The organism is Streptomyces sp. NBC_00299, assembly GCF_036173045.1.
GTDB lineage: Bacteria > Actinomycetota > Actinomycetes > Streptomycetales > Streptomycetaceae > Streptomyces > Streptomyces machairae.
This window is the reverse complement of sequence record NZ_CP108039.1, coordinates 6,781,978-6,804,378: the sequence shown is the minus strand read 5'-3', so window position 1 is coordinate 6,804,378 and position 22,401 is coordinate 6,781,978. Positions and strand designations below refer to the sequence as shown.

Sequence of the window (22,401 nt, the reverse complement as noted above, 5' to 3'; positions counted from 1 at the left end):
GCCTCGTACCCCGCGGCGTAGTGCACGCCGACGCCGTACACCAGGGAGAATCACCCCAACCCACGGAAAGGACCGAGCCAAGTGAGCCTCGCCGACAGCCGGCCCCGGCAGGACGGCCCCACCCGGGGCCGCCCCCGCAGCGAGGCCGTGGAGCGGTCCATCATGGAGGGCGTCCTCAAGCTGCTGGAGGACGGCGTGCCGCTCGCGGAGCTGTCCATCGAGCGCATCGCCCGTACCGCGGGGGTCGGCAAGGCCACCATCTACCGCCGCTGGAGCGGCAAGGAGGAGCTCTTCGTCGAGGTCGTGCGGGCCGCCGAGCCGCCGGACCCCGAACTGCCCGGCACCTCGGTGCGCGACGATCTCGTGGCGCTGCTCGAACAGTTGCGGCAACGCGGCCTGATGACCCGTTCGTCGGTGCTCCTGCACAACGTCATCGCCCAGATGAAGAGCAGCCCGAAGATCTGGGACGCCTATCACGCGGCCGTCGTCGAGCCGCGGCGCAGGAAGCAGCACGCGATTCTGCTCCGTGGGCAGCAGAACGGTGAACTGCGCGCGGACATCGACGTCGACGTGATGAACGACATGATCTTCGGACCGATGCTGGTGCGTGCCGTCATGCGCCCGGACGCGGAACTTCCGGAAGGCCTGGCCGAGCAGATGGCCGACGCCGTGCTGGAGGGTCTACGGCCCGTCAGTTCACACACCCCGTAGATCGAATGTGCGCGTTTCGTCACAGAGCGCGCTTTCCCCCGGCGCATCCGGAACTCCTGAAGGCGACTTGTACGTCCTCGCCCCCGTACGGCCGTCATGAGTACGGCGGGATCGGAGCCGATCATCCCCTAGGGTTTCTCTGGGCGCGGGGGGACGACGGTGTTGCACGGCAGGTAGTGAGGCGACGGTATGGCGCAGCAGGCGTATGTGACGGAGACGGACAACGGAGGCTCGGGTCCCGAGCGCCGGGAACCCGGGCTTCAGCGCCTGACGAACCGACTGAAGAGCCTGGTCGCGGGCTGGCGCGGAGACCCGCGCGTGTGGCGCCGCGGCCTCGTCCTGGCCGCCCTCGCGGTGATCCTCGCCCTGGTGATGCTGCTGCACGCGCAGATCCCGAACGCGATCGGCAATCTCGGCAGCCTGACAGAGACGTTCCTGCCCTGGCTGGGCCTGTTCGTGCCGGTGCTGCTCCTGCTGGCCCTCGTCCGCAGGTCCGCGACCGCGCTGATCGCCGTGCTGGTCCCGGCGATCGTGTGGCTGAACCTCTTCGGCGGCCAGCTCACCGACAAGACCGGCGCCGGCGGCGACCTCACGGTGGCCACACACAACGTCAACGCCGACAACAGCGATCCGGCCGGCACCGCCCGGGACGTGGCCGCGTCCGGCGCGGACGTGGTGGCCCTGGAGGAACTGACGGCCGGAGCGGTCCCGACGTACGAGAAGGCGCTGGCGTCGACGTACAAGTACCACTCGGTGCAGGGCACGGTCGGGCTGTGGAGCAAGTACCCGCTGAGCGGCGTCAAGCCCGTCGACATCAAGCTGGGCTGGGTCCGTGCCATGCGGGCCGCGGTGGCCACGCCGTCCGGGCAGGTCGCGGTGTACGTCGCCCATCTGCCGTCGGTACGGGTGAAGGTGGAGGCAGGGTTCACCGCCCGGCAGCGCGACAAGAGCGCCGACGCGCTGGGCGAGGCCATCAACGACGAGCCGCTCGGCAAGGTCGTCCTGCTCGGCGACCTGAACGGCACGATGAACGACCGCGCGCTCAACGCCGTGACCGCTCAGATGCGCTCGACGCAGGGCGCGTCGGGCAGCGGGATGGGGTTCAGCTGGCCGGCGTCGTTCCCGATGGCCCGGATCGACCAGATCATGGTGCGGGGCCTGGAGCCGTTGAGCTCCTGGACTCTGCCGGAGACCGGGAGCGACCATCTGCCGGTGGCGGCGCGTGTGAAGGTCGACACATCCGCGTCCTGAAAATCCCTGGTCAGCGCCGTCTGGACGGGTCTCGGCAACCGGAGTGTCATCTGCTGGAATACCGGGCCTGAGAGGCTTTGTTCCGTACTTGAACATACGGAACGAACATCACGGAGTACGACGACTCCGCTCTCGACCCTGAAAGGCAAAGGCACTTCATGCCCCTGGCCCTGCTCGCCCTGGCCGTCGGCGCCTTCGGCATAGGTACGACCGAGTTCGTGATGATGGGCCTGCTGCCCGAAGTCGCGAACGACCTGGACATCTCGATTCCCACCGCCGGGCATCTGGTCTCGGCGTACGCCCTCGGCGTCGTCATCGGCGCCCCGCTGCTGGCCGCGGTCACGGCACGCCTGCCCCGCCGCACCGTCCTGATCGGCCTGATGGCCCTCTTCGTCGCGGGCAACGCCCTGTCCGCCTTCGCCCCCGACTACCACTGGCTGATGGCCGCCCGCTTCCTCAGCGGCCTGCCGCACGGCGCCTTCTTCGGCGTCGGCGCGGTCGTGGCGACGAGCATGGTCGCACCGGAGCGCAAGGCCCGCTCCGTGTCGCTGATGTTCCTCGGCCTGACGATGGCGAACGTCGCGGGCGTGCCGGTGGCCACGCTGATGGGCCAGAGCCTGGGCTGGCGGGCCACCTTCCTCGGCGTGAGCACGATCGGCCTGGCCGCGATGGCCGCGCTGGCGCTGCTCATCCCGCGCGCCGAGGCGCACACGGCTCCCCAGACGGGCCTGCGCGGCGAGCTGGCCGCCCTGCGCTCCCTGCCGGTGTGGCTGGCGCTCGGCACGACGGTCGCGGGCTTCGGCGCGCTCTTCGCCGCGTACAGCTACATCACGCCGATGCTCACCGACGCCGCCGGGTACACCGACGCCAGCGTGACGCTGCTGCTGGCGCTGTTCGGTGTCGGCGCGACGGCGGGCAACCTGCTGGGCGGGCGCCTGGCGGACCACGCGATGCGGGGGACGCTGTTCGGGGGCCTGCTCTCGCTGGTGCTGGTCCTGGCTCTCTTCCCGCTCCTGATGTCGACGGCGTGGAGCGCGGCCCTCGCAGTGATCCTGCTGGGCATGGCGGCCTTCGCCACGGGCTCCCCGCTCCAGCTGATGGTGATGGAGAAGGCGTCCAGCGCCCCGTCCCTGGCCTCCTCGGCCAACCAGGCGGCCTTCAACCTCGCCAACGCGGGCGGTGCCTGGATCGGCGGCCTCGCCCTCGCGGCGGGCCTCGGGGTCACCTCTCCGGCCCTGGCGGGCGCCGCGCTGGCCGTCCTCGGGCTCGGAGTCGCGGGCGCCGCGTACGCGGTGGACCGGCGACGGGTCGCTCCGCGGGCTCGGCGACAGCGGGTGGTTGCGGGACAGGTTCCGGAGCGGGCCGAGGCAGTTCGGCACTGAGCGTCCACGTCACGGGCGCACGGGCGCGTTCCCCTCGCCCCTCGGGCATCGCCCTGTCGGTGTCTTGTCGGCTCTGTCGGTGAGCTGTCGGTGGTTTGTCGGTGCGGCCTGACAACGTCGTCCCCATGACGCGAATCGACAAGAACCCCGGCGGCGCCGGCAGCGCCGTATCCGTGCGGGGGTTGGTCAAGCACTACGGCGAGACCAAAGCTCTGGACGGTGTCGACCTGGATGTGCGCGAGGGCACCGTGATGGGCGTGCTCGGGCCGAACGGGGCCGGCAAGACCACCCTCGTGCGCATCCTGTCCACACTGCTGACGCCGGACGCCGGTGAGGCCACCGTCGCCGGATACGACGTCCTGCGGCAGCCCCGGCAGCTGCGGAGGGTGATCGGGCTGACCGGTCAGTACGCCTCCGTCGACGAGAAGCTCCCCGGGTGGGAGAACCTGTACCTCATCGGGCGGCTCCTGGACCTGCCCCGCAAGGAGGCACGCACGCGTGCCGACGAGCTGCTGGAGCGGTTCTCGCTGACCGACGCGGCCAAGCGGCCCGCGGCGACCTACTCCGGCGGCATGCGGCGGCGGCTCGACCTGGCCGCCTCCATGATCGGCCGGCCCACGGTGCTGTTCCTCGACGAGCCGACCACGGGGCTCGACCCGCGGACCCGCAACGAGGTGTGGGCCGAGGTCAAGGCCATGGTCGGGGACGGCGTGACCGTGCTGCTGACCACCCAGTACATGGAGGAGGCCGAGCAGCTCGCCTCCGAACTGACGGTCGTCGACCGGGGCAAGGTCATCGCGGGCGGAGGCATCGAGGAGCTCAAGGCCAAGGTGGGCGGGCGGACCCTGCGGATCCGGCCGACCGACGCCCTGCAGCTGCGGCCCCTCGCCGGATACCTCGACGACCTCGGCATCACCGGCCTGGCGACCACCACCGTGGACACCGAGACCGGCACCCTGCTCGTCCCGGTGCTCAGCGACGAGCAGCTCACCGCCATCGTCGGCGCCGTCACCGCGCGGGGCATCACCCTCGCCTCCATCTCCACCGAACTTCCCAGCCTGGACGAGGTGTTCCTGTCCCTCACCGGCCACCGTGCCAGTGCCCCGCAGGACGCCGTGCCCACCGACGACCGCGAGGAGGTCGCCGTATGAGCTCCCGCCCGTCGCCCACCACCACCCTGAACGAGGCGCTTCGCGCCGCCCCTTCGAACACCACAACAGCGAACACGGCGGCCGCCGCCGACGCCCGCATCTCCCTGCGGGCGCACCTGCGGCACACCGGTGCGCTCGTACGCCGCAACCTCCTGTGGATCCGGCAGGACCCGGAGTCGATGTTCGACGCCATCCTGATGCCGATCGTCTTCACGCTGCTGTTCGTGTACGTCTTCGGCGGCTCGATCGGACAGGCGCTCGGCGGCGGCCAGGAGGACTACGTCCAGTACGTCGTGCCCGGCATGATGGCCATGATGGGCATGAGCATGGCCATGTCGGTCGGGACCGGATTCAACCAGGACTTCAACACCGGCGTCATGGACCGCTTCCGGTCCCTGCCGATCGGGCGCGGCTCGGTGCTCTTCGCCAAGATCGCGGTGGAGCTCCTGCGCATGATGATCGCCACCACGATCATGCTGATCGTCGGCGTCCTGGTCGGCTTCGACATCACCAACTGGGGCGGGCTGCTCGCGGCCGTGGCGCTGGCCGCACTGTTCGGGTCGGCGCTGATGTGGGTCTTCCTCACCCTCGGCGTGATCCTGAAGAGCGCTCAGTCCGTACAGGGGCTCGGCTTCCTGGTGCTGATGCCGCTCCAGTTCGGCTCGTCGATCTTCGCGCCGACCACGTCGATGCCGGGCTGGCTGCAGTCCTTCACCGACGTCAACCCGCTGTCCTCGCTCGCGGACGCCGCGCGCGGCCTGATGGTGGGCGGCCCGGTCGCGCACGACCTGTGGGTGACCGTCGCCTGGTCGGTGGGCCTTACGGCCATCATGGCGCCGATCGCGATCCACAAGTTCCGCACGAAGAACTGACGCTCCGCACGAAGAACGGACGTTCCGCACGAAGAACGGACGTTCCGTACGAGGAGCCGACGTCTCCGTCCTACGAACCGGCGGAGGTCAGATCAGGGCGGTGGCCTCCCGGGAGGAGAGGCCACCGCCCTCCGTGTACGCCGCCTCGTAGGCCGCGTCGCCGAGCACCGCGCGGGTGCGTTGCGCCGCCCCTTCGTACACCTTGCGCTCGTGTGTCGACGCGACGTACCGGGCCGGCAGCAGCCCGTCGGAGGCGCCGAGGCAGCGGGCGGCGTCGCGGGCGCGGCAGCCGCCGTCGACGCGGGCCAGGGCGTAGGCGGCGGTGCTCAGAAACGCCGAGCGCATGTGCGGGGCGATGGCCTCGGACAGCGGTTCCTCGGCGCGTTCCAGGGCGCGCTTGATCATGGCCAGGGACCGCTCGTAGCGGGCGTCCGCCGCGTCCAGCCAGGCCTCCGCACCGAGGATGAAGGCATCGAAGACGACAAAGTGGGCGATCTTGAACTGCTCGCGCAACAGCCGGAGTTGCTCACGCGCCTCGGCGATCCGGCCGCTCATGCCGAGTCGGCCGGCCAGGATCAGCCGGGCGAACGGCATCGCCTGGTCGTTCCCGCCGCTCGCCTCGTCGATGACCGCACGCAGCAGCCGCTCGCCCCGCTCGACCTCGCCCGCCTCGATCATGACGCTGCCGAGCCGGGCCCTGAGAACGCCCTTCTGGGCATGGGCGCCGAGCCGTTCGGCCCGCTCGATCGCCGCCTCGTAGTTCGCGGCCGCCCTGTCCCACTCACCCATGCGTTCGCATGCCTCGGCGCGGGCGGCGAGGGCCTCGGCGGTGCCCCACAGGTCGCCGAGACGCTCGTAGATCTCCAGCGACTCCTCGGCATCGCGGATGGCGTCGCCCTCGCCGGCCCAGTCGCTGCGGTTGGCGTACATGTTGGCACGCCACTGCAGGCTCGCCGCGAGTTCCCAGTCGTACCCGGGCGTCTCGCGGGAGGTGCGGACGGTGGCGTCGAGGACGGTGCGCAGCCGCTCCATGTCCCCGGTGAGCATGACGGCGAAGATCCAGAGGTAGCCGGGCAGCCGGCAGGTCTGCGGCATACCCGGTTCGTAGGTGGCGGCGATGGCACGCAGCTTGGCCTGTGCCCCGGGGGTCTGCCAGGCCTCCAACTCGGTGTCCATGCAGGCGAGATGGACGAGATGGACACCGCGCCGCGCCTCTTCGAGGGCCTCCCCGGTCCACGGGGGCGGAGTGTCCGTGCAGCGCTCCCACACCGGCTGCGCGGGGCGGACCGGCTCGGCGAAGGGGTCGGGGCCGAGGGTCTGGACCTCGCGGGACCAGTTGCGGGCCTCGATCCGCAGTTCGCGCATCTGCCAGTACCAGGCCAGCGACAGGATCAGGCACAGCGCCTCCTGCTCGTCGCGGCCGGCGACCGCGTGGCGCAGGGCGACGCGCAGATTCTCGTACTCGCGTTCCAGGCGCTCGATGGCGGCGAGCTGGCCGGGGCCGCGCAGCAACGCGTCGGTGGTGCGGGCGAGTTCGCGGTAGTACGTCAGATGCGCGCGCTCGGCCTCGCCGCGCCGGCCGGTCTCGTCGAGGCGCTCACCGGCGTACTCGGCGACGGTCTCCAGGAGCCGGTAGCGCATCGCGCCGTCCGCCGAAGGGGCGGCCACCACCAGGGACTTGTCGACGAGGGAGCCGAGCGAATCCAGGGCTGCGGGTCCGCACACGGCCTCGGCGGCGGTGAGGTCGCAGCCGCCCGCGAAGACGGACAGCCGCCGCAGCACGTCGCGTTCGTCCTCGTCGAGCAGTTCCCACGACCAGTCGACGACCGCCCGCAGGGTCTGCTGGCGGGGGCGGACGGTGCGGCTGCCGGAGGTGAGCAGGCGGAAGCGGTCGTCCAGCCGGTCCGCGATCTGGCGTGGGGTGAGCATGCGGAGCCGGGCGGCGGCGAGTTCGATGGCGAGCGGGAGGCCGTCGAGGCGCAGACAGATCTCGGCGCAGGCCGCGGCGGTCTCGTCGTCGGCGTCGACGCGGAAGCCGGGCCGGGCGGCGGCGCCCCGGTCGGCGAGCAGCCGCAGCGCGACGGGCTCGGGCAACGGCTCGACGGGCCGCAGCAACTCCCCCGGTACGCCGAGGGGTTCGCGGCTGGTGGCCAGCACCGTCAGCTCCGGGCAGCGCTCCAGCAGTTCCGCGACGAGGCGGGCGGCGGCCTCGACGACGTGCTCGCAGTTGTCGAGGATCAGCAGCATCCGGCGCTTGCCGCAGTGCTCGGCGAGCCGCTCGACGGGGTCGTCGTGCCGGTCGGACCCGGCCCGCATGGCCTCGGCGCCGGCGCCGTACAGCACGGTCTCGCGGGCGCCGACAGCGGTGAGTACGGCCTCCGGTACGGCCTCGGGGTCGTCGACCGGCGCGAGCTCGGCCAGCCACACCCCGTCCGGGGCACCGTCCCGCACGCTCTCGGCGGCCTCCTGCGACAGCCGCGTCTTCCCGGCCCCGCCGGGGCCCAGCAGCGTGACGAGCCGGGCGGTCCTGAGGTCCCCGTGGATGGCCTCGATGTCGGCTTCCCGGCCGACGAAGGAGGTGAGCCGGGCGCGGAGGTTGCCGGCCCGGCCCCGGGCCCCGCCCCCGACCTGTCCAGTGCCGTTCGCCCCGTCGACGGCCCCGCCCCCCTTGCCGGGTACACCTGTACCCGCACTCGCCAACTCGTGACGGTGGAGCCTCGCCTCGGCGTCGCCGTGCGGCCGGACATCGTGGCCGTCTCGGGCGGCCCGGAGTGCACCGTGGACGGATCGGCTCCCGTCACGCGGACGCAGACCGTCCTCTCCCCTGTGCGCGTCCTTTCCCGGCCCGAGGAACTCCTCGTGCAGCGCCCGCAGTTCCGGCCCCGGATCGGAACCGAGCCGCTCCGCCAGCAGTCGCCGTACGTCCTCGTACGCGGCCAGCGCCTCCGCCGTGCGGCCCGCGTCGCGCAAGGCGCGCAGGCGCAGAGCTTGGAGGGGTTCGTCCAGAGGGTGACTGTCACACAGGGCGGTCAGCTCGGGCAGGGCGTGTTCGGCGTGGCCGAGGGCGAGGGCGGCGGTGTGGCGGGCGCGCAGGGCGTCGAGGCGGCGGGCCTCCTGGCGGGCCGCCTCGGCGGTGTGGTCGGGGAGGTCGGCGAGGGCGGGGCCGCGCCACAGGGCAATGGCGTCGTCGAGAACGCCGGCCGCTTTGCCGGGGTCGCCGTCGGCCAACGCGCGCGTGCCCTCACCGATGAGGCGTTCGAACCGGTGCAGGTCGATGTCGTCGGGCACGGTGGTGAGCCGGTATCCGCCCTCCGCGGAGGCGATGGCGTCGGCGCCGAGGGCGCGGCGCAAGCGACCGACCAGCGCCTGCAGGGCGCCCGGGGCATCGGCGGGCGGGTCGCCGGCCCAGACCTCGTCGACCAAGAGGCCCGCGGAGACCGTGCGACAAGGATGCAGTGCGAGGACCGTCAGCAGCGCGCGCAGGCGCGCGCCGCCGACCGGGACGACCGTGCCGTCGGGGCGGAATGCCTGCGTGGTGCCGAGGATGCGATAGCGCACTGGACCATTGTCCCCGGTGCCCTCGGCGACGGTCACGCGGTTTCTTTCCGTGCGGCGTGTGGTGAGGCAGGCCGGGAGGCGCCGGTCCCTGGCCAGAGAGGATCCATGCCGTCGGTTCATGGCGTGGATTTATGTAACTCTCAGCTCCTTAGATACAAACACGCTTAGCCTCAGAACCATGACACGACCTGTCAGGGCATTGATCGCCGTCCGGCTCACGGTCCGGACCGACTCGACCACCAGTCCTGACCGGCAACTCGAAGGGTGCAGATCCTTCAGCGTGTCGCGCGGCTGGGATGTCGTCGGCGTTGCCAAGGACCTTTCCGTCTCCGCCACCGCCGTGCCGCCGTGGCAACGTCCGGAACTGTCCCGATGGCTCGACGACCGTGCACCTGAATTCGACGTGATCGTCTTCTGGCGACTCGATCGGTTTGTTCGCCGGGTCGGGGATCTGCACAAGATGATCGAGTGGGCCGAGCGCCATGGAGGCAAGGGACTGGTTTCCGCTACCGAACCGTTCGATCTCACGAGTTCAGCGGGACAGCGGACAGCCACCATGATCGCCACATTCGCCCAGATGGAAGCCAACACTGCGGCTGAGCGGGTTGCATCGTCGCGCGCGCATCTGCTCACGTCCACGCGATGGGGCGGCGGTTCACCCCCTTTCGGCTATCGCACCTACGCGAAGGACGGTTCCCGCTACCTGGAGATCAACCCGAAGACGGCTGCCATCGTTCGGGAAGCCGCTCGGCGCGTCATCGACGGTGAGCCGGTCAACGCCATCTGCCGGGACTTCGAAGACCGCGGGCTGCCTGCACCTGCGGACACTTATCACCGGAACAAGTCCGGCAAGGACTTCCTCTGGTACCCCCGTACGCTCAAGGGGATCCTCATGTCCCCCACTCTGCTGGGCTGGAAGACACGCAGCGAGGACGTCCCCGGCAAGAAGTACAAGAATCGCGTCCTGGTGCACGACCAGGAGGGCCGTCCCATCCGCGCAGCCGAAGCAGTGCTGGATCAGGAAGTCTTCGATCGCCTTCAGGACACCCTGGCTCGTTCCTCATCCCCGGTCGCCCAACGCTCGGAAACGCCCAGGACCCCGCTCCTCCACGTGATCAAATGCGGCGGGTGCGGCAAGAATCTTCAGCTTCACACATCCAGGAAGCAGCGCAAGGACGGGACATACCGGGTGACCGAGAAGGTTCGCTGCCTTTCGCGAGTCGGCTCCCCGGCATGCCCCGGCTACGTGTTCCTGCCTGGCGAGGAGATCGTCAACCCTGTCCTGCACATGCTGGTCCAAGCAGTCGGGGACGAGCCGGTCACTCGCCGCGTGTATGCCGATCGCGCCCGCGCCAGGGACGAGTCGCGTCCGTCACAGGATGCCGACGTGGACCACTGGCGTTTCGAACCTCTCGGCACCACTTTCGCCGAGCGGTGGCAGAGCATGGGGGTCGCCGAGATCGGTGAGGATCTGGTCCATGCCGGCATCACGGTTCGATGCCACCCCCGAGACCGCGGCGGTCACGTTCTGGACATCCCCGAAGACTTCCGAGAGCGTCTTGCGAAGTTTTTGAGGTAGACGAGCCCCTACGGCTGCCGGGACCCGCACCCTCCCGCGCCTCCCTGCTCTGGGAGACTCCCAGGAACACGAGTCCTTGCTCCCCGATCCACGATCACCGTCGAGGTGTCCCCGAGCTCGGCCGCCACGTACGAGGAGTCCGCCCATGACCACCGCCTCTCGCACCAGCGAACAGCGGATCAGCCCTGTCTTCCTAGGAATCGCTGCCGTCACGGCAGCCACCGGGTGGGCGGTGTGGACAGGCTTCGCTGCGTCACCGGGACTCGCCGTGTTCCTCTTCGTGACCTCGGCCTGGGTGGTGTCCCTGTGTCTCCATGAGTACGCACACGCGCGTACCGCGCTTCACTCGGGCGACATCAGCGTCGGAGCCAAGGGCTACTTGAGCCTCAATCCTCTCGCCTATACACACGCTCTGCTCAGCATCGTGCTCCCCGTCATCTTCGTGATCATGGGCGGCATCGGCCTCCCGGGCGGTGCCGTCTTCATCGAGCGCGGGCGGATCCGGGGGCGCTGGCGGCACAGTCTGATCTCGGCGGCCGGGCCGCTGACGAACGTGCTGTTCGCCGTCGTGTGCACCGCCCCGTTCTGGCTGGGCGCCCTGGACGGCGTCCCCCGCGACTTCCGGTTCGCGCTCGCCTTCCTCGCGCTGCTCCAGGTCACGGCGGCGATCCTGAACTTCCTGCCGGTCCCGGGCCTGGACGGCTACGGCGTGATCGAGCCGTGGCTGTCGCAGAAGATCAGGCGCCAGGTGGAGCCGTTCGCGCCGTTCGGCCTGCTGTTCGTGTTCGCGCTGCTGTGGGTCCCGGAGGTCAACGGCGCGTTCTTCGACATGATCGACGCCGTCCTGCGCGGCCTCGGCATCAGCGACTTCGACACCTACTGCGGATACGACCTGTTCCGCTTCTGGCGGGACTCGAACGAGCTCTGCTCGATCAGCGGATGACCCGGTTCGGGCTCAGCCCCTGACCGAGTCCCGCCGCTCGTCCCTGCCCCGCTTCACGTAGTACCAGCACATGTTGCTGGACAGCCCCGCCAGCAGCACCCACACGATCCCCAGCAAGCTGCCCTGCGCGAACGAGACCACGGCCGCGGCCACGGCGAGCACACAGACGATCAGGGCATAGACACCAAGGCGGGGCATTTCACTCGGCTCCTTCGGGGGACACTGCTACGCCGACCAGTGTCCCCCATCCCGTCATACGTCCGTGACGCGGAGCCCCGCGTGCGCCTTGTAGCGCCGGTTCACCGAGATCAGGTTCGCGACCAGCGCCTCGACCTGGTGGGCGTTGCGCAGCCGCCCCGCGAAGATGCCGCGCATGCCGGGGATGCGGCCCGCCAGCGCCTGGACGATCTCGACGTCCGCCCGGACCTCGCCGAGGACCATCACGTCGGTGTCGATCTCGTCGATCTCGGGGTCCTCCAGGAGGACCGCCGACAGATGGTGGAAGGCGGCCGTCACCCGGGAGTCCGGCAGCAGGGCGGCGGCCTGCTCGGCGGCGCTGCCCTCCTCCGGCTTCAGCGCGTAGGCGCCCTTCTTGTCGAAGCCGAGCGGGTTGACGCAGTCGACGACCAGCTTGCCCGCCAGCTCCTCGCGCAGGGATTCGAGGGTCTTGCCGTGGCCCTCCCACGGCACGGCGACGATCACGATGTCGCTGCGCCGCGCGCACTCGGCGTTGTCGGCGCCCTCGACGCCGTGCCCGAGCTCCTCGGCGGCGGACTCGGCACGTTCGGCGGCCCGCGAGCCGATGATCACCTTCTGGCCGGCCCGGGCGAGCCGGTAGGCGAGGCCCTTGCCCTGCGGCCCGGTCCCGCCGAGCACGCCGACGACGAGCCCGGAGACGTCCGGGAGGTCCCAGGGGTCCTTGGCCGGGGCCTTCGCGGGGGTCCCGGCGGGCTGCTGTGCACTGTCGCTAGAGGTCATGCGCCGACTTTACGTCCGCCCTGCCCGGCCCAAAGGCTCAGGTGAGCTCCGTCACGGGCACCCGCCGGAAGGCGATGGTCTCGTACGCGCTGAAGTCGCCGGTCTCGTAGAGGAGTCCGACCGCGTCGTCGTCGATCCGTACGAGGTCCGAGTACGCGGCGGGCAGTCCGTCCACCGGGTGCGCGGACCGCCAGGTGACGCCGCCGTCGGCGGAGGCGCGGATGGTCATCAGTGCGCGGAAGCCGGGGTCGGCGGGGCCCGCGTAGAGCAGCACGTCGGGGTCGCGCAGCTGCAGGACGCTGCCCTCGCAGACGGGGGCGGTGAGGCCGGCCTGGGGGCGGAAGGGTTTCACCAGCGTCGCGCCGCCGTCCTCGGAGTAGGCGTCGGCTCGGGTGCCGGGGGACGTGGAGTCGTTGCGGGTGTTGAAGTAGACGCGCCCGTCGGGGAGTTCGGCGGCGGTGGTCTCGTTGACGTTGATGTAGCCGTCGGTGTTGCCGTCGACGTACCCGATGCGCCAGGTGGCGCCGCGGTCGTCGCTGAGCAGGCAGTGGCCCCCGTTGTACTTGCCCTCCGTGCCGTTGTCCCGTCCGGCCGGGGGCAGGGAGTGGTTGGCGGGGACGACGACCCGGCCGCCGGCCAGCTGGACGGCGTGGCCCGGGGTGGTGGCGTACCAGCGCCACTCCGGCCGCTTCGTGCCCTTGGTGATCTCCGTCGGTGCGGACCAGGTCGCCCCGTCGTCGTCGCTGTGCTGCACCCAAACGCGCCGCCCGTCCGCGGCGCTCACCACACCGCGGCGGATGGCGCTCTCGGTGGCGAGGGCGGCGTTGCGGACGTGGACGAGCAGGATGCGGCCGGTGTCGAGGACGACGGGAGCCGGGTTGCCGGCGAGGTCGTCACCGTTCTTGGCGGCGACCTGGAGCGGGCCCCAGGTGCGGCCGCCGTCGGTGGAGCGCTTCAGCACGATGTCGATGTTCCCGAAGTCGTCGTGCGAGCCGACCCGGCCCTCGCAGAAGGCGAGGAGGGTGCCGGTGGAGGTGGCGACGACGGCCGGGATGCGGAAGCTCGCGTAGCCCTCGCGGCCCGCGCGGAAGGGGACGCTGGTCTCTGCCATGGGGGGCTCCTCGGATGGCCGGTCGCCGCGGCTCGGTCGACGGTGGCTGTGCGGCCGGTGTACGGACGGATGTGCGGGACAACGAGTCCATCTGCCCAAGTCGGGCGAATTCGTGGTGAACTCCGGGTCACGAGTGGTCGATTGCGGCAGGATGCGGTCGCATGGATGCCGTACGTGTCGCGTTGCTGCGCGAAGTACTCGCCGGAACCGAGTGGTTGGGGGCCACCCGGGGGTTCGCGGGTGCGCTGCGGACGTCGGCGGTGGCGCACGGGGGCGGGCTGCTGCTGGTCGGCACGCCGCAGTACGAGCCGTGGCATCTGGCGGCCCATCTGGTCGACGAGGCCGCGTGGTCGGGCACTCCGGAGCTGGCCCCGACACTCGTACGGCATCACGCGCGGGCCTCGGATCCGGCGCATCTGGCGGTCGGGCTCGGACGGTTGGCGGCGGCGCGGCGCGGGGAGACGCTGCTGGTGGTGTCGCCGGAGGGGCCGGGCGCGCCGCTTCTGGAGCGGGTGCACGACGCCCGGCTGGCCGGCGCGACGGTGCTGGCGCTGGGCGCCGGCGAGGGCGAACTGACGTCGATGGCCCACGAGACGCTGACCGTGCCGGAGGGTGCGGAGCTGGACCTGGACACCGTGCAGCACCTGGTGAGCGCGGCCGCCGGCGAGAACGCGCTGCCCTCTCCGCGGGGGCGCCGGCGCTTCCGGGACCGCCTGTCCCGCCTGGCGGACTCCCTGACGGCGCCGCCGCCCACGGGCTGGTGACCCACTGGCCGGTGCCGGGCGCCTCGCCCGCAAAACCGTTTGCCTCGGGCACCGCACCGCCTGACCATGACCTTTCGTGACCGACGACTCCCCCGTTCCCCCCACTCCTCCCTCGCCGTCTTCCCGCCTCCGGGCCGTGCTGCCCGACCTCGCACCGTGGCGGGCCTCCGTCGACTTCCGGCGGCTGTGGCTGGCGGGGCTGGTCACCTACTTCGGCAGCTTCCTGACCTTCGTCGCGCTGCCCGTGCAGATCAAGGAGCTGACGGGGTCCGCCGCGGCGGTCGGGGCGATCGGGGCCGTGGAGCTGGTGCCGCTGATCGTGTTCGGGCTGTACGGGGGTGCGCTCGCCGACGCGCTCGACAAGCGGAAGCTGATCGTGTGGACGGAGGCCGGGCAGGCGGTGCTCAGCGCGGTGCTGCTGGTCAACGCACTGCTGCCGAGCCCCGCCATCTGGCCGCTGTACGTCGTCGCCGCCCTGTCCTCCGCCCTCGTGTCGGTCCAGCGGCCGGCCATGGACGCCCTGCTGCCCCGGATCGTGGCCCACGACCACCTCCCGGCCGCCGCCTCGCTCAACGCGCTGCGCTGGCAGGTCGGCGGCGTCGCCGGCCCGGCCCTGGCCGGCGTGGTCGTGGCGTACGCCGGGCTCGGCTGGGCGTACGGCGTGGATCTGCTGACCTTCGTCGCCTCCGTGCTGTTCGTGCTCAATCTCGCCCCCTCCCCCGCCTCCCACGAGGCCGCGAAACCGTCCCTGAAGGCCATCGCCGAGGGCGCCCGTTACGCCTGGAACCGCAAAGAGCTTCTCGGCACGTATGTGATCGACATCGCGGCGATGCTCTTCGCGATGCCGCTCGCCGTACTGCCGTTCCTCGCCGACGAGTTGAACGCCCCCTGGGCGCTGGGCCTGATGTACGCGGCGGTCCCGGCCGGGGCGATGCTGGTGAGCCTGACCAGCGGCTGGACCTCGCGGGTGCACCGGCACGGGAGGGCCGTCGTCCTGGCGGCCGCGCTGTGGGGCACGGCGATCGCGGCGGCCGGTGTCTCCGGGAACGTATGGCTGGTCCTGCTGTTCCTGACCCTCGGCGGCGCCGCGGACATGGTCAGCGGCATGTTCCGCGGGGTGATGTGGAACCAGACGATCCCGGACGAGCTGCGCGGCCGGCTCGCCGGGATCGAGCTGCTGTCGTACTCGGTGGGCCCGCAGCTGGGCCAGACCTACGTCGGCGGCATGGCGGCCTGGCGGGGCGTGCGGACATCGATCTGGTCGGGCGGGCTGCTGTGCGTGGGCGCGGTGGGGCTGCTGGCGCTGTGCCTGCCGAAGCTGATGACGTACGACGCCCGGACGAACGAGCATGCGGTACGGCTGCGGGAGCAGCGGGCAGCGGCAGCGGCCGCACGGGCGCCGGCAGCGAAACCCGCGCCGGCGCCCGCGGAGGGCTGATCAGTCGTCGTCCGGGGCACGGTTCGGGGCGTCGTGCCACCGCGGGTCGCCCTCCCACTCCAGGTTGCGCTCACGGGCGAGGTCCATCGCCTGCTGGGCCTCCTGCGGGGTGGCGTACGGTCCGAAACGGTCCTTGGCGGGGCACTCCGGCCCCTCCTCCACCTTCTTGTGGACGAGGCAGTAGTACCACTCCCCCGGCTTGCCGACCGTCCGCTTCTTGAACAAGGCCATGTCCGGCTCCTCTCGCCACCGACATGTTCCCCCATGCCCGCTGGTTAGACTCGCTGGCATGTCTGGCCAGTCGCTGCTCGTCCCAGGGGAGCTCTCCCCCACCCGTTCCGTGCCCGGAAACATCCGTCGCCCCGAGTACGTCGGCAAGCCCGCGCCGACGCCGTACACGGGGCCGGAGGTGCAGACTCCGGAGACCGTCGAGGCGATGCGTGTCGCCGGCCGTATCGCCGCGCGGGCGATGGCCGAGGCGGCGAAGCTGATCGCGCCCGGTGTCACGACGGACGAGCTGGACAAGGCGGCGCACGAGTACATGTGCGACCACGGCGCCTATCCCTCCACGCTCGGCTACCGCGGTTTCCCGAAGTCCCTGTGCACCAGCGTCAACGAGGTCATCTGCCACGGCATCCCGGACTCGACGGTGCTGCGCGACGGCGACATCGTCAACCTCGACGTGACGGCGTACATCGGCGGGGTGCACGGCGACAACAACGCCACGTACCTGGTCGGGGACGTCGACGAGGAGTCCCGGCTGCTGGTGGAGCGGACCCGGGAGGCCCTGAGCCGCGCGATCAAGGCGGTCAAGCCGGGCCGTCAGATCAACATCATCGGGCGGGTCATCGAGTCGTACGCCAAGCGCTTCGGCTACGGCGTGGTGCGTGACTTCACCGGCCACGGCATCAACTCGTCGTTCCACTCCGGCCTGATCGTCCCGCACTACGACAGCCCGCACGCGACGACGGTCATCCAGCCCGGCATGACCTTCACGATCGAGCCGATGCTGACGCTCGGGACGCACGAGTACGACATGTGGGACGACGGCTGGACGGTCGTCACGAAGGACCGCAAGCGCACGGCGCAGTTCGAGCACACGCTGGTGGTGACGGAGACGGGGACGGAGATCCTCACACTGCCGTAACCGAGCAGGTCACCGAACCCGTCCTTCGCCCTGCGGAGGGCGGGTTTTCTCGGTACCCTTTTACCGACACAGCGTCGGCAAACCTATTGACTTAGGTAAGCCTAACCTCAGAAAATACTGCCATGGACTCCTTCTCGACAGTCATCCGCACCGCCTCCCACGAGCAGCACGTGGAGGCGGAGACCTCGACGTTCATGAGCGACCTGCTCGGCGGCCGGCTGGGCGTGGACGCATACGCGCGCTACACCGAGCAGTTGTGGTTCGTGTACGAGGCGCTGGAGACCGGCACCGAGCGGCTGGCGTCGGACCCGGTGACCGGACCCTTCATCCAGCCGGAGCTGTTCCGGCTGACGTCACTGGAGCGGGACCTGGCGCATCTGCGGGGTCCGCAGTGGCGGACGGGGCTGTCGGCACTGCCCGCGACGCAGGCGTACGCGGACCGGGTGCGGGAGTGCGCCGGCACCTGGCCGGCCGGCTACATCGCCCACCACTACACGCGCTACCTGGGCGACCTCTCCGGCGGCCAGATCATCCGCGACAAGGCGGAGAAGACCTGGGGCTTCGCCCGCAAGGGCGACGGGGTCCGCTTCTACGTCTTCGAGGAGATCACCAACCCGGCGGCGTTCAAGCGGGGTTACCGCGAACTCCTGGACCAGGTCCGCGCCGACGACCTGGAGAAGCAGCGGATCGTGGCGGAGTGCAAGAAGGCGTTCGCCTTGAACACGGCGGTGTTCCGGGCGCTGGGCGAGGAGTTCCCGCTGAGCGCCTGAGCGCCTGAGCGCCTGAGCGCCTGAGCTTCCGAGGCTCAGCGCTCCAGGAGAACCCGCCCTCCGATCTCCACCCAGCCCTCGGGCTGCGGTGCCGTGAGGATCTGGGACCCGGCTCCCTGGGTGATGTTGAGGGCGCGGCCCAGGCGGTCGGTGAGCAGCAGGGCCGCCGCGCCGGTCGCCTCGTCCTCGTCGATGCCGTCGCCGCGGCCGGGGAAGGCACGGGCCCGGATACGGCCGGCCGCCTCGTCCTCCCACGCCCAGGCATAGATCCTCCCCCAGACTTCGTCCGGGGGGACCCCCATCTCGCTTCGCTCACCTGGCGGGGGCACGTCGAGCTCGTCCACCGCGGCCGCAGTCCCGTACTGCCGCAGGGTGCGCGGCGGGGCCCACTCCGCCCGTGCCTCGATCCAGCTGAACTCGCCGTCCAGCCGTGCCCCGACGACGCCGGCCGGGGTGATCAGTTCGGGCACGTCGAGGAGCCAGGCCGTGCCGACGCAGGGGTGACCGGCGAAGGGCAGGCGCAGGGTCGGGGTGTAGATGTCGATGACTCCGCGCTCGGGGTCGTCGACGAACACGGTCTCGCTGAAGCCGAGCTTGCCTGCGAAGGCCTGCCGGTCGGCCCGGTCGGGCATGACGGAGCCCTCGCGGACGACGCCGAGTTCGTTGCCGTACCCGCCGTTGGGGCCGCAGAAGACGCGCAGGACGTCGAAGTCAGTCACGGGGGAAATTGAAACATCACCCGGGCGGCGAGCTCGTCCCAGGCGGCGGCTCCGCCGGGGAGGGGCAGGAAGCGGGTGGGGGGCACGCCGTAGGGCAACGAGGCGATCGTGTCGCCGTACGCCCTTTCCATGGTGGCCCGTTGGCGTTCCGCGCCCGGGTCGTCGGCGCGCGCCGCCAGGCCTTGCATACGGTGCTCGTGGGCCTCGGTCACCTCCTCGGCAGCCCGGCGCCACTCCTCCTCGTCGGGCACCCGGCCCAGTTCCACGCACTCCGGCGTGCGGTCCTCCGCCAGTGCCGCCACCGCCCGGTCGTGACCGTCCAGGATCACCCAGCCGTCCAGGAAGGACACCCACCACAGCAGGACGGGCGCGAGTGTGCCGTCGCGTGCGTGCTTGCGGTACGCCTTCACCCGCGCGGCATCCGGTGCGGAGAGCCGGCGCAGCGGGAGGACTCCGTGCCAGCCGCCCCCGCAGTACAGCTCCAGCCGGCCGCCGGGCCAGTCCCGTACGAAGTCCTCGGTCCAGATGCCCGGCGGGAAGCCGGTCCGCAGGGCCAGCTCCCAGCGTCCGTCCCGCAACGGGGTCCCGCCCGCCTCCTCCAGCCAACGCGCGTACTGGTGCGGCCAGTTGACCGACGACCGCATGGCTGACGAGCGCAGCGGCGGCAGCGGTGAGCGGTAGCCGTCGAGGCGGTGCAGATGGAGCTCCGGGCAGCAGCCCTCGCCCACCGACCGGCCCAGCAGCACGGGGTGGTCCCCCTGCCGCAGCAGCAACCGTCCCCGGTCGGCGGTCTCGAAACGCAATGCCGGCGGGCCGGGACGGTCTCGTACGTTCAGTACCAGCCGCCCCGGCCCCAGCAGTTCTCTGTGCCCCCTGTTCATGGGGACAGTCTTACGCGTCGGTACGCCGCCTGCGCATCGCGAACACCACGGCCGCGCCCGCGGCTGCGGTCACCGCGGCGGCCGTGCCCAGCGCCGCCACCGGCACGTCCGAACCGGTGTTGGCGAGGCCGCCCGTCACACCGCCGGTCGTCGAGCCCGTGCCGCCGGTGGTCGAACCCGCCGTGCCGGAGGAGCCGCCGGTCGAACCGCCCGTGGAACCGCCCGTCGATCCCCCCGTCGAGCCGTCGTCGTCGCCGGGCAGGTCCGCGTCCGCCGTCAGGGCCACCGCCAGGTCGACCGGGTCGAATTCGGTGCCGGCGGTGTAGAAGCCGCCGAAGGCCTTCGCGCCGGCCTCGGTGAGGGTGGCCTTGACGTCGTCGACCGTGATGACGTCGTCCTGCGCGGTCAGGTCGGACTCGTTCGCCTTCAGGTCGGCCAGGACGACGTCCTCGGTCTTCTCGCCGACGCTGGTGACATCGGCGGTGAGTTCGCCGGTGCCCTCGTCGAGGGTCGCGCGGAGGTTGTTCAGGGTGAGGTCGAGGCCGTACCCGCCGCTCTCGCCCTCGCCCTTGTGGCCCTTGAAGGTGACGGCGCCCTCGAAGCTCGCGGAGAGGGCGTCGGCGTCGGCGTCGTACTCCCCCGTCGCGTCGACGAAGGTGAAGACCCCGTTGCCGGTGGCCTGCGAGGCGCCGTCCGACGTCGTGATCTCGCCCTTCGCCACATTGCCCACGACGTACGAACGGAAGGACTGCTTGACGCCCCAGTCGAGCGTGCCGTCGGCTATGTCGCCCTGGGCCGGCGCCTCGGTGGCGGACTCGGAGGGGTCGGCGCTCGTGGACGGCGAGGCGGATCCGGTCGCCGTGGCGGTCGGGGGCGGGGATTGCGTGGCCGTCGCGGTCGGCGTCGGGGTCGTGCTCGGGGTCTGCGTGGCGGTGGCCGTGGGTGTCGGCGTGGGCGTCGGCGACTGGGGCGGCGTCTTCTGTACGACGGTGAGCGGGTCCCCCGCCGCGCCCTCGTAGCTCGCGCTGCCGAAGACGTCCGCGGCCTCCTTCGTCAGCTTGGTCGCCATGTCGGTCATCGCCCGGGTCACGGTGACGTCGGCGAGCGGCACGTCCTGCGCGGTCGTACCGGACTTGGTGACATCGGCGGTGATCTCGGCGGCCGCGCTGTCGAACCGCACGTCGGACAGGGCGATGTCGAAGCCGTGCAGCTTGGAGACGATCTGGAGGTCGCCCTTGAAGGCGAGGTCGACGGTGTGGGCCGTGGAGTCGTAGGTGCCGGTGCCGTCCGTGAAGGTGAACGCGCCGTTCCCGGCGGCCTGCGAGGCCCCGTCCTTCGCGGTGAAGCTGCCGGCCGCCATGCCGGTCACGTAGGTGCGGTACGACTGCTTGATGCCCCATGTCAACTCGTAGCCGCTGAGCGGGACTTCGGCCGCCGAGGCGGTGCCGGCGCCGAGGGTGGCGAGTGCGGTGGCGCCCAGCGCGGCCGCGGTGGCGACAGCGGCGGCGAGGGTGACGGGACGGCGTCTGCGGGAAGTGGCGGACATGGTCGGGGTTCTCCTTGCGGTGGGTGGGAGTCCGTGGGCGGGTGTCCGTCGCGGCGGACAGGGGCGGCGCGGGCACGGCGGTCGGGGCTTGGGGGGAAGTCCTCTTGGGACGTTCAGTCCTCGTCGGACGGGGGGACGGCTTCACCAGCCGGCCGGGTACGGCGCCTGCGTACGGTGACGAACGCGAAGGCCGCGCCCGCGAGCAGCAGGAACCCGGCCGCGAGGCCGATGGGCAGGGCGGGGACGCCGCCGTCGTCGGAGGTGCTCGCGACGGGTTCGGCCGACGGGTCGGGGGACGCCGACGACTTGTCCGGCGTCGCGCTCGCCGTGGGGGTGCTGCCCAGGTCGGGCAGGGCGGGCAGTTCGGCGTCGTCGGTGGTGGCGACGGCCAGCGACACCGGGTCCATCTCGGTGCCCGCCTTGTACATCCCGCCGAAGGCCTTGGCGCCCTCGGCGGTGAGCTTCGCGGGGGCCTCGGTGACCTTCGCCAGGCCGTCCTTCGCCTTGAGGTCCTTGGCCGTGAAGGTGACCAGGGGGACCTTGTCGCCGGTGAAGCCGGCGCCTGCGACGTCGGCGAGGAGCGTGCCCTTGCCGTCCGCGACGGTGGCACGGACGCCGCTCAGTTTCAGGTCGAGGCCCTGTGCCCCGGTGAAGCGGACCGCGCCCTGGAACGACGCCCGGAGGTCACCGTCCTTCAACGTCCCCTCCCCGTCGGGGAAGCGGAACAGCGCACCACCGTCCTCGGCGCCGGACGACAGGGTCCACTCGCCCTTGGCGATGTCCCCGGTGACGTACTCCCGGAACGTGCGGCGCACACCCCAGTCGACGGCGCCGTCCACGAGCTTGCCGCCGGAAGTCTCCTTCTTCGCCGGGGACTTGGTGGCACTCGGCGTGGGCGAGGGTGCCGGCTTCTTGGTCGCCGCCGCCCGCACGTCCGCCGACAGGCTCACCGGGTCGAGCGCGGTCCCGGCGGTGTAGTACCCGGCGAAGGACTTGGCGCCCTGCGTGGTGAGCGTGGCGGGCAGGTTGTTGAGGGCGACCGTGTTGCCGCCGCCCCTCATGTCGATCCCGCCGAGGGAGAGGGAGGCGAAGGGCACCTGCGAGGACGTCGTGACCGCCCCGGTGCCCTTCGCCTTGCTGGTGACGTCCACGAACAGCGTGCCGCCGGCGCCGGAGATCCGGACGGTGGGCCGGCTGATGGTGAGGTCGAGCTGGTAGGTGCCGCCACCCGTCTTGTGGCCGACGAAGTGGACGCCGCCGGAGAAGGACGCGGTGAAGGCGCCGGTGTCGCCGTCGTACGTCCCCGTGGCCGAGTGGAAGCGGAAGCCGCCGCTGCCCACGGTGGCCGCGCCGCCGGTCAGGGAGTAACTCCCCTTCGCGATGGGCCCGGTGACATAGCTCTGGAAGGACGCTTTGACGCCCCAGTCGAGCCGCCCGCCCTGGACGGTGCGGCTCGCGGCGGACGCGGCGGTCACCGGGAGCAGGGCTCCGAGGACGACCGCGCAGAGCACGGCGACCAGGACACGTAGGCGGACAGGCATGAGAGGTCCTCCGGAGACGACGGACACGACGACCGGTAGCGAACGAAGGTAAGGCTAAC

The 22,401-nt window shown here is 71.3% G+C and carries 20 protein-coding genes; 11 read left to right on the top strand and 9 right to left on the bottom strand.

Features of this window, described 5'->3' with window-relative positions:
- The first annotated feature begins 81 nt into the window (after positions 1-81).
- The 5 genes from OHT51_RS30305 (at position 82) to OHT51_RS30285 (ending at position 5,367) form a co-directional block, all read left to right on the top strand.
- Positions 82-711, top strand: coding sequence for a TetR/AcrR family transcriptional regulator (locus OHT51_RS30305; RefSeq protein ID WP_328882085.1), 630 nt, complete (start codon positions 82-84; stop codon positions 709-711).
- Between the two features lie 189 nt (positions 712-900).
- Positions 901-1,962: an endonuclease/exonuclease/phosphatase family protein gene (locus OHT51_RS30300; RefSeq protein ID WP_328882084.1), complete on the top strand. Its 1,062-nt coding sequence runs from the start codon at positions 901-903 to the stop codon at positions 1,960-1,962.
- A gap of 158 nt (positions 1,963-2,120) precedes the next feature.
- On the top strand, positions 2,121-3,344 hold the full coding sequence (locus OHT51_RS30295) for an MFS transporter (protein WP_328882083.1): 1,224 nt from the start codon (positions 2,121-2,123) through the stop codon (positions 3,342-3,344).
- Positions 3,345-3,469: 125 nt separating this feature from the next.
- Positions 3,470-4,495, top strand: coding sequence for an ATP-binding cassette domain-containing protein (locus OHT51_RS30290; RefSeq protein ID WP_328882082.1), 1,026 nt, complete (start codon positions 3,470-3,472; stop codon positions 4,493-4,495).
- Positions 4,492-5,367: an ABC transporter permease gene (locus OHT51_RS30285; protein WP_328882081.1), complete on the top strand. Its 876-nt coding sequence runs from the start codon at positions 4,492-4,494 to the stop codon at positions 5,365-5,367. Before OHT51_RS30290 ends, OHT51_RS30285 begins: the two co-directional genes overlap by 4 nt.
- A gap of 87 nt (positions 5,368-5,454) precedes the next feature.
- On the opposite strand, the gene OHT51_RS30280 is transcribed toward OHT51_RS30285, so the two are convergent.
- Positions 5,455-8,925 carry an AfsR/SARP family transcriptional regulator gene (locus tag OHT51_RS30280; RefSeq protein WP_328882080.1) on the bottom strand — a complete coding sequence of 1,157 codons (3,471 nt, stop codon included), beginning with the start codon at positions 8,923-8,925 and terminating at the stop codon, positions 5,455-5,457.
- 178 nt (positions 8,926-9,103) lie between these two features.
- Here OHT51_RS30280 and OHT51_RS30275 point away from each other — a divergent pair, with 178 nt between their 5' ends.
- The gene (locus OHT51_RS30275) at positions 9,104-10,504 is read left to right on the top strand and encodes a recombinase family protein (protein ID WP_328882079.1); all 1,401 of its coding nucleotides are present in this window, start codon (positions 9,104-9,106) and stop codon (positions 10,502-10,504) included.
- 145 nt (positions 10,505-10,649) lie between these two features.
- The gene (locus OHT51_RS30270) at positions 10,650-11,447 is read left to right on the top strand and encodes a site-2 protease family protein (RefSeq protein WP_328882078.1); all 798 of its coding nucleotides are present in this window, start codon (positions 10,650-10,652) and stop codon (positions 11,445-11,447) included.
- A 12-nt stretch (positions 11,448-11,459) separates the two neighbouring features.
- Here OHT51_RS30270 and OHT51_RS30265 read toward each other — a convergent pair whose 3' ends face one another.
- Genes OHT51_RS30265 through OHT51_RS30255 form a run of 3 tightly spaced genes read right to left on the bottom strand, consistent with a single transcriptional unit; the run spans position 11,460 to position 13,536 of the window.
- Complete coding sequence (locus OHT51_RS30265; RefSeq protein WP_328882077.1) at positions 11,460-11,645, bottom strand: hypothetical protein; 186 nt, start codon at positions 11,643-11,645, stop codon at positions 11,460-11,462.
- 54 nt (positions 11,646-11,699) lie between these two features.
- The gene (gene npdG, locus OHT51_RS30260; protein WP_328882076.1) at positions 11,700-12,425 is read right to left on the bottom strand and encodes an NADPH-dependent F420 reductase; all 726 of its coding nucleotides are present in this window, start codon (positions 12,423-12,425) and stop codon (positions 11,700-11,702) included.
- A gap of 37 nt (positions 12,426-12,462) precedes the next feature.
- Positions 12,463-13,536: a sialidase family protein gene (locus tag OHT51_RS30255; RefSeq protein WP_328882075.1), complete on the bottom strand. Its 1,074-nt coding sequence runs from the start codon at positions 13,534-13,536 to the stop codon at positions 12,463-12,465.
- 161 nt (positions 13,537-13,697) lie between these two features.
- Between OHT51_RS30255 and OHT51_RS30250 the strand changes: the two genes are divergently transcribed.
- Both OHT51_RS30250 and OHT51_RS30245 read left to right on the top strand, forming a co-directional pair.
- Positions 13,698-14,300: a hypothetical protein gene (locus tag OHT51_RS30250; protein ID WP_328882074.1), complete on the top strand. Its 603-nt coding sequence runs from the start codon at positions 13,698-13,700 to the stop codon at positions 14,298-14,300.
- Between the two features lie 76 nt (positions 14,301-14,376).
- The gene (locus OHT51_RS30245) at positions 14,377-15,738 is read left to right on the top strand and encodes an MFS transporter (RefSeq protein WP_328882073.1); all 1,362 of its coding nucleotides are present in this window, start codon (positions 14,377-14,379) and stop codon (positions 15,736-15,738) included.
- Here OHT51_RS30245 and OHT51_RS30240 read toward each other — a convergent pair whose 3' ends face one another.
- Positions 15,739-15,969, bottom strand: coding sequence for a hypothetical protein (locus OHT51_RS30240; RefSeq protein WP_328882072.1), 231 nt, complete (start codon positions 15,967-15,969; stop codon positions 15,739-15,741).
- 58 nt (positions 15,970-16,027) lie between these two features.
- Here OHT51_RS30240 and map point away from each other — a divergent pair, with 58 nt between their 5' ends.
- Both map and OHT51_RS30230 read left to right on the top strand, forming a co-directional pair.
- Positions 16,028-16,885: a type I methionyl aminopeptidase gene (gene map, locus OHT51_RS30235; RefSeq protein ID WP_328882071.1), complete on the top strand. Its 858-nt coding sequence runs from the start codon at positions 16,028-16,030 to the stop codon at positions 16,883-16,885.
- A 122-nt stretch (positions 16,886-17,007) separates the two neighbouring features.
- On the top strand, positions 17,008-17,655 hold the full coding sequence (locus tag OHT51_RS30230) for a biliverdin-producing heme oxygenase (protein WP_328882070.1): 648 nt from the start codon (positions 17,008-17,010) through the stop codon (positions 17,653-17,655).
- Positions 17,656-17,690: 35 nt separating this feature from the next.
- On the opposite strand, the gene OHT51_RS30225 is transcribed toward OHT51_RS30230, so the two are convergent.
- The 4 genes from OHT51_RS30225 to OHT51_RS30210 all read right to left on the bottom strand — a co-directional run bounded on the left by OHT51_RS30225 (position 17,691) and on the right by OHT51_RS30210 (position 22,342).
- A complete protein-coding gene (locus tag OHT51_RS30225; RefSeq protein WP_328882069.1) occupies positions 17,691-18,374 on the bottom strand; it encodes a PhzF family phenazine biosynthesis protein in 684 nt (227 codons plus the stop codon).
- Positions 18,371-19,255 (bottom strand): hypothetical protein, encoded by an 885-nt coding sequence (locus OHT51_RS30220; RefSeq protein WP_328882068.1) that lies wholly within the window; start codon positions 19,253-19,255, stop codon positions 18,371-18,373. The genes OHT51_RS30225 and OHT51_RS30220 overlap by 4 nt, the downstream gene beginning before the upstream one ends.
- 10 nt (positions 19,256-19,265) lie before the next feature.
- Positions 19,266-20,801: an HtaA domain-containing protein gene (locus tag OHT51_RS30215; RefSeq protein ID WP_328882067.1), complete on the bottom strand. Its 1,536-nt coding sequence runs from the start codon at positions 20,799-20,801 to the stop codon at positions 19,266-19,268.
- Between the two features lie 113 nt (positions 20,802-20,914).
- On the bottom strand, positions 20,915-22,342 hold the full coding sequence (locus OHT51_RS30210) for an HtaA domain-containing protein (protein ID WP_328882066.1): 1,428 nt from the start codon (positions 22,340-22,342) through the stop codon (positions 20,915-20,917).
- Between the last annotated feature and the right edge of the window lie 59 nt (positions 22,343-22,401).

Bases quoted from the DNA above. Each gene is read 5' to 3' on its own strand.
- OHT51_RS30250 (WP_328882074.1), top strand. From the start codon at position 13,698: ATGGATGCCGTACGTGTCGCGTTGCTGCGCGAAGTACTCGCCGGAACC.
- OHT51_RS30240 (WP_328882072.1), bottom strand. From the start codon at position 15,969: ATGGCCTTGTTCAAGAAGCGGACGGTCGGCAAGCCGGGGGAGTGGTAC.
- map (WP_328882071.1), top strand. From the start codon at position 16,028: ATGTCTGGCCAGTCGCTGCTCGTCCCAGGGGAGCTCTCCCCCACCCGT.
- OHT51_RS30270 (WP_328882078.1), top strand. From the start codon at position 10,650: ATGACCACCGCCTCTCGCACCAGCGAACAGCGGATCAGCCCTGTCTTC.
- OHT51_RS30290 (WP_328882082.1), top strand. From the start codon at position 3,470: ATGACGCGAATCGACAAGAACCCCGGCGGCGCCGGCAGCGCCGTATCC.
- npdG (WP_328882076.1), bottom strand. From the start codon at position 12,425: ATGACCTCTAGCGACAGTGCACAGCAGCCCGCCGGGACCCCCGCGAAG.
- OHT51_RS30295 (WP_328882083.1), top strand. From the start codon at position 2,121: ATGCCCCTGGCCCTGCTCGCCCTGGCCGTCGGCGCCTTCGGCATAGGT.
- OHT51_RS30285 (WP_328882081.1), top strand. From the start codon at position 4,492: ATGAGCTCCCGCCCGTCGCCCACCACCACCCTGAACGAGGCGCTTCGC.
- OHT51_RS30230 (WP_328882070.1), top strand. From the start codon at position 17,008: ATGGACTCCTTCTCGACAGTCATCCGCACCGCCTCCCACGAGCAGCAC.
- OHT51_RS30275 (WP_328882079.1), top strand. From the start codon at position 9,104: ATGACACGACCTGTCAGGGCATTGATCGCCGTCCGGCTCACGGTCCGG.
- OHT51_RS30255 (WP_328882075.1), bottom strand. From the start codon at position 13,536: ATGGCAGAGACCAGCGTCCCCTTCCGCGCGGGCCGCGAGGGCTACGCG.
- OHT51_RS30220 (WP_328882068.1), bottom strand. From the start codon at position 19,255: ATGAACAGGGGGCACAGAGAACTGCTGGGGCCGGGGCGGCTGGTACTG.
- OHT51_RS30210 (WP_328882066.1), bottom strand. From the start codon at position 22,342: ATGCCTGTCCGCCTACGTGTCCTGGTCGCCGTGCTCTGCGCGGTCGTC.
- OHT51_RS30300 (WP_328882084.1), top strand. From the start codon at position 901: ATGGCGCAGCAGGCGTATGTGACGGAGACGGACAACGGAGGCTCGGGT.
- OHT51_RS30265 (WP_328882077.1), bottom strand. From the start codon at position 11,645: ATGCCCCGCCTTGGTGTCTATGCCCTGATCGTCTGTGTGCTCGCCGTG.
- OHT51_RS30215 (WP_328882067.1), bottom strand. From the start codon at position 20,801: ATGTCCGCCACTTCCCGCAGACGCCGTCCCGTCACCCTCGCCGCCGCT.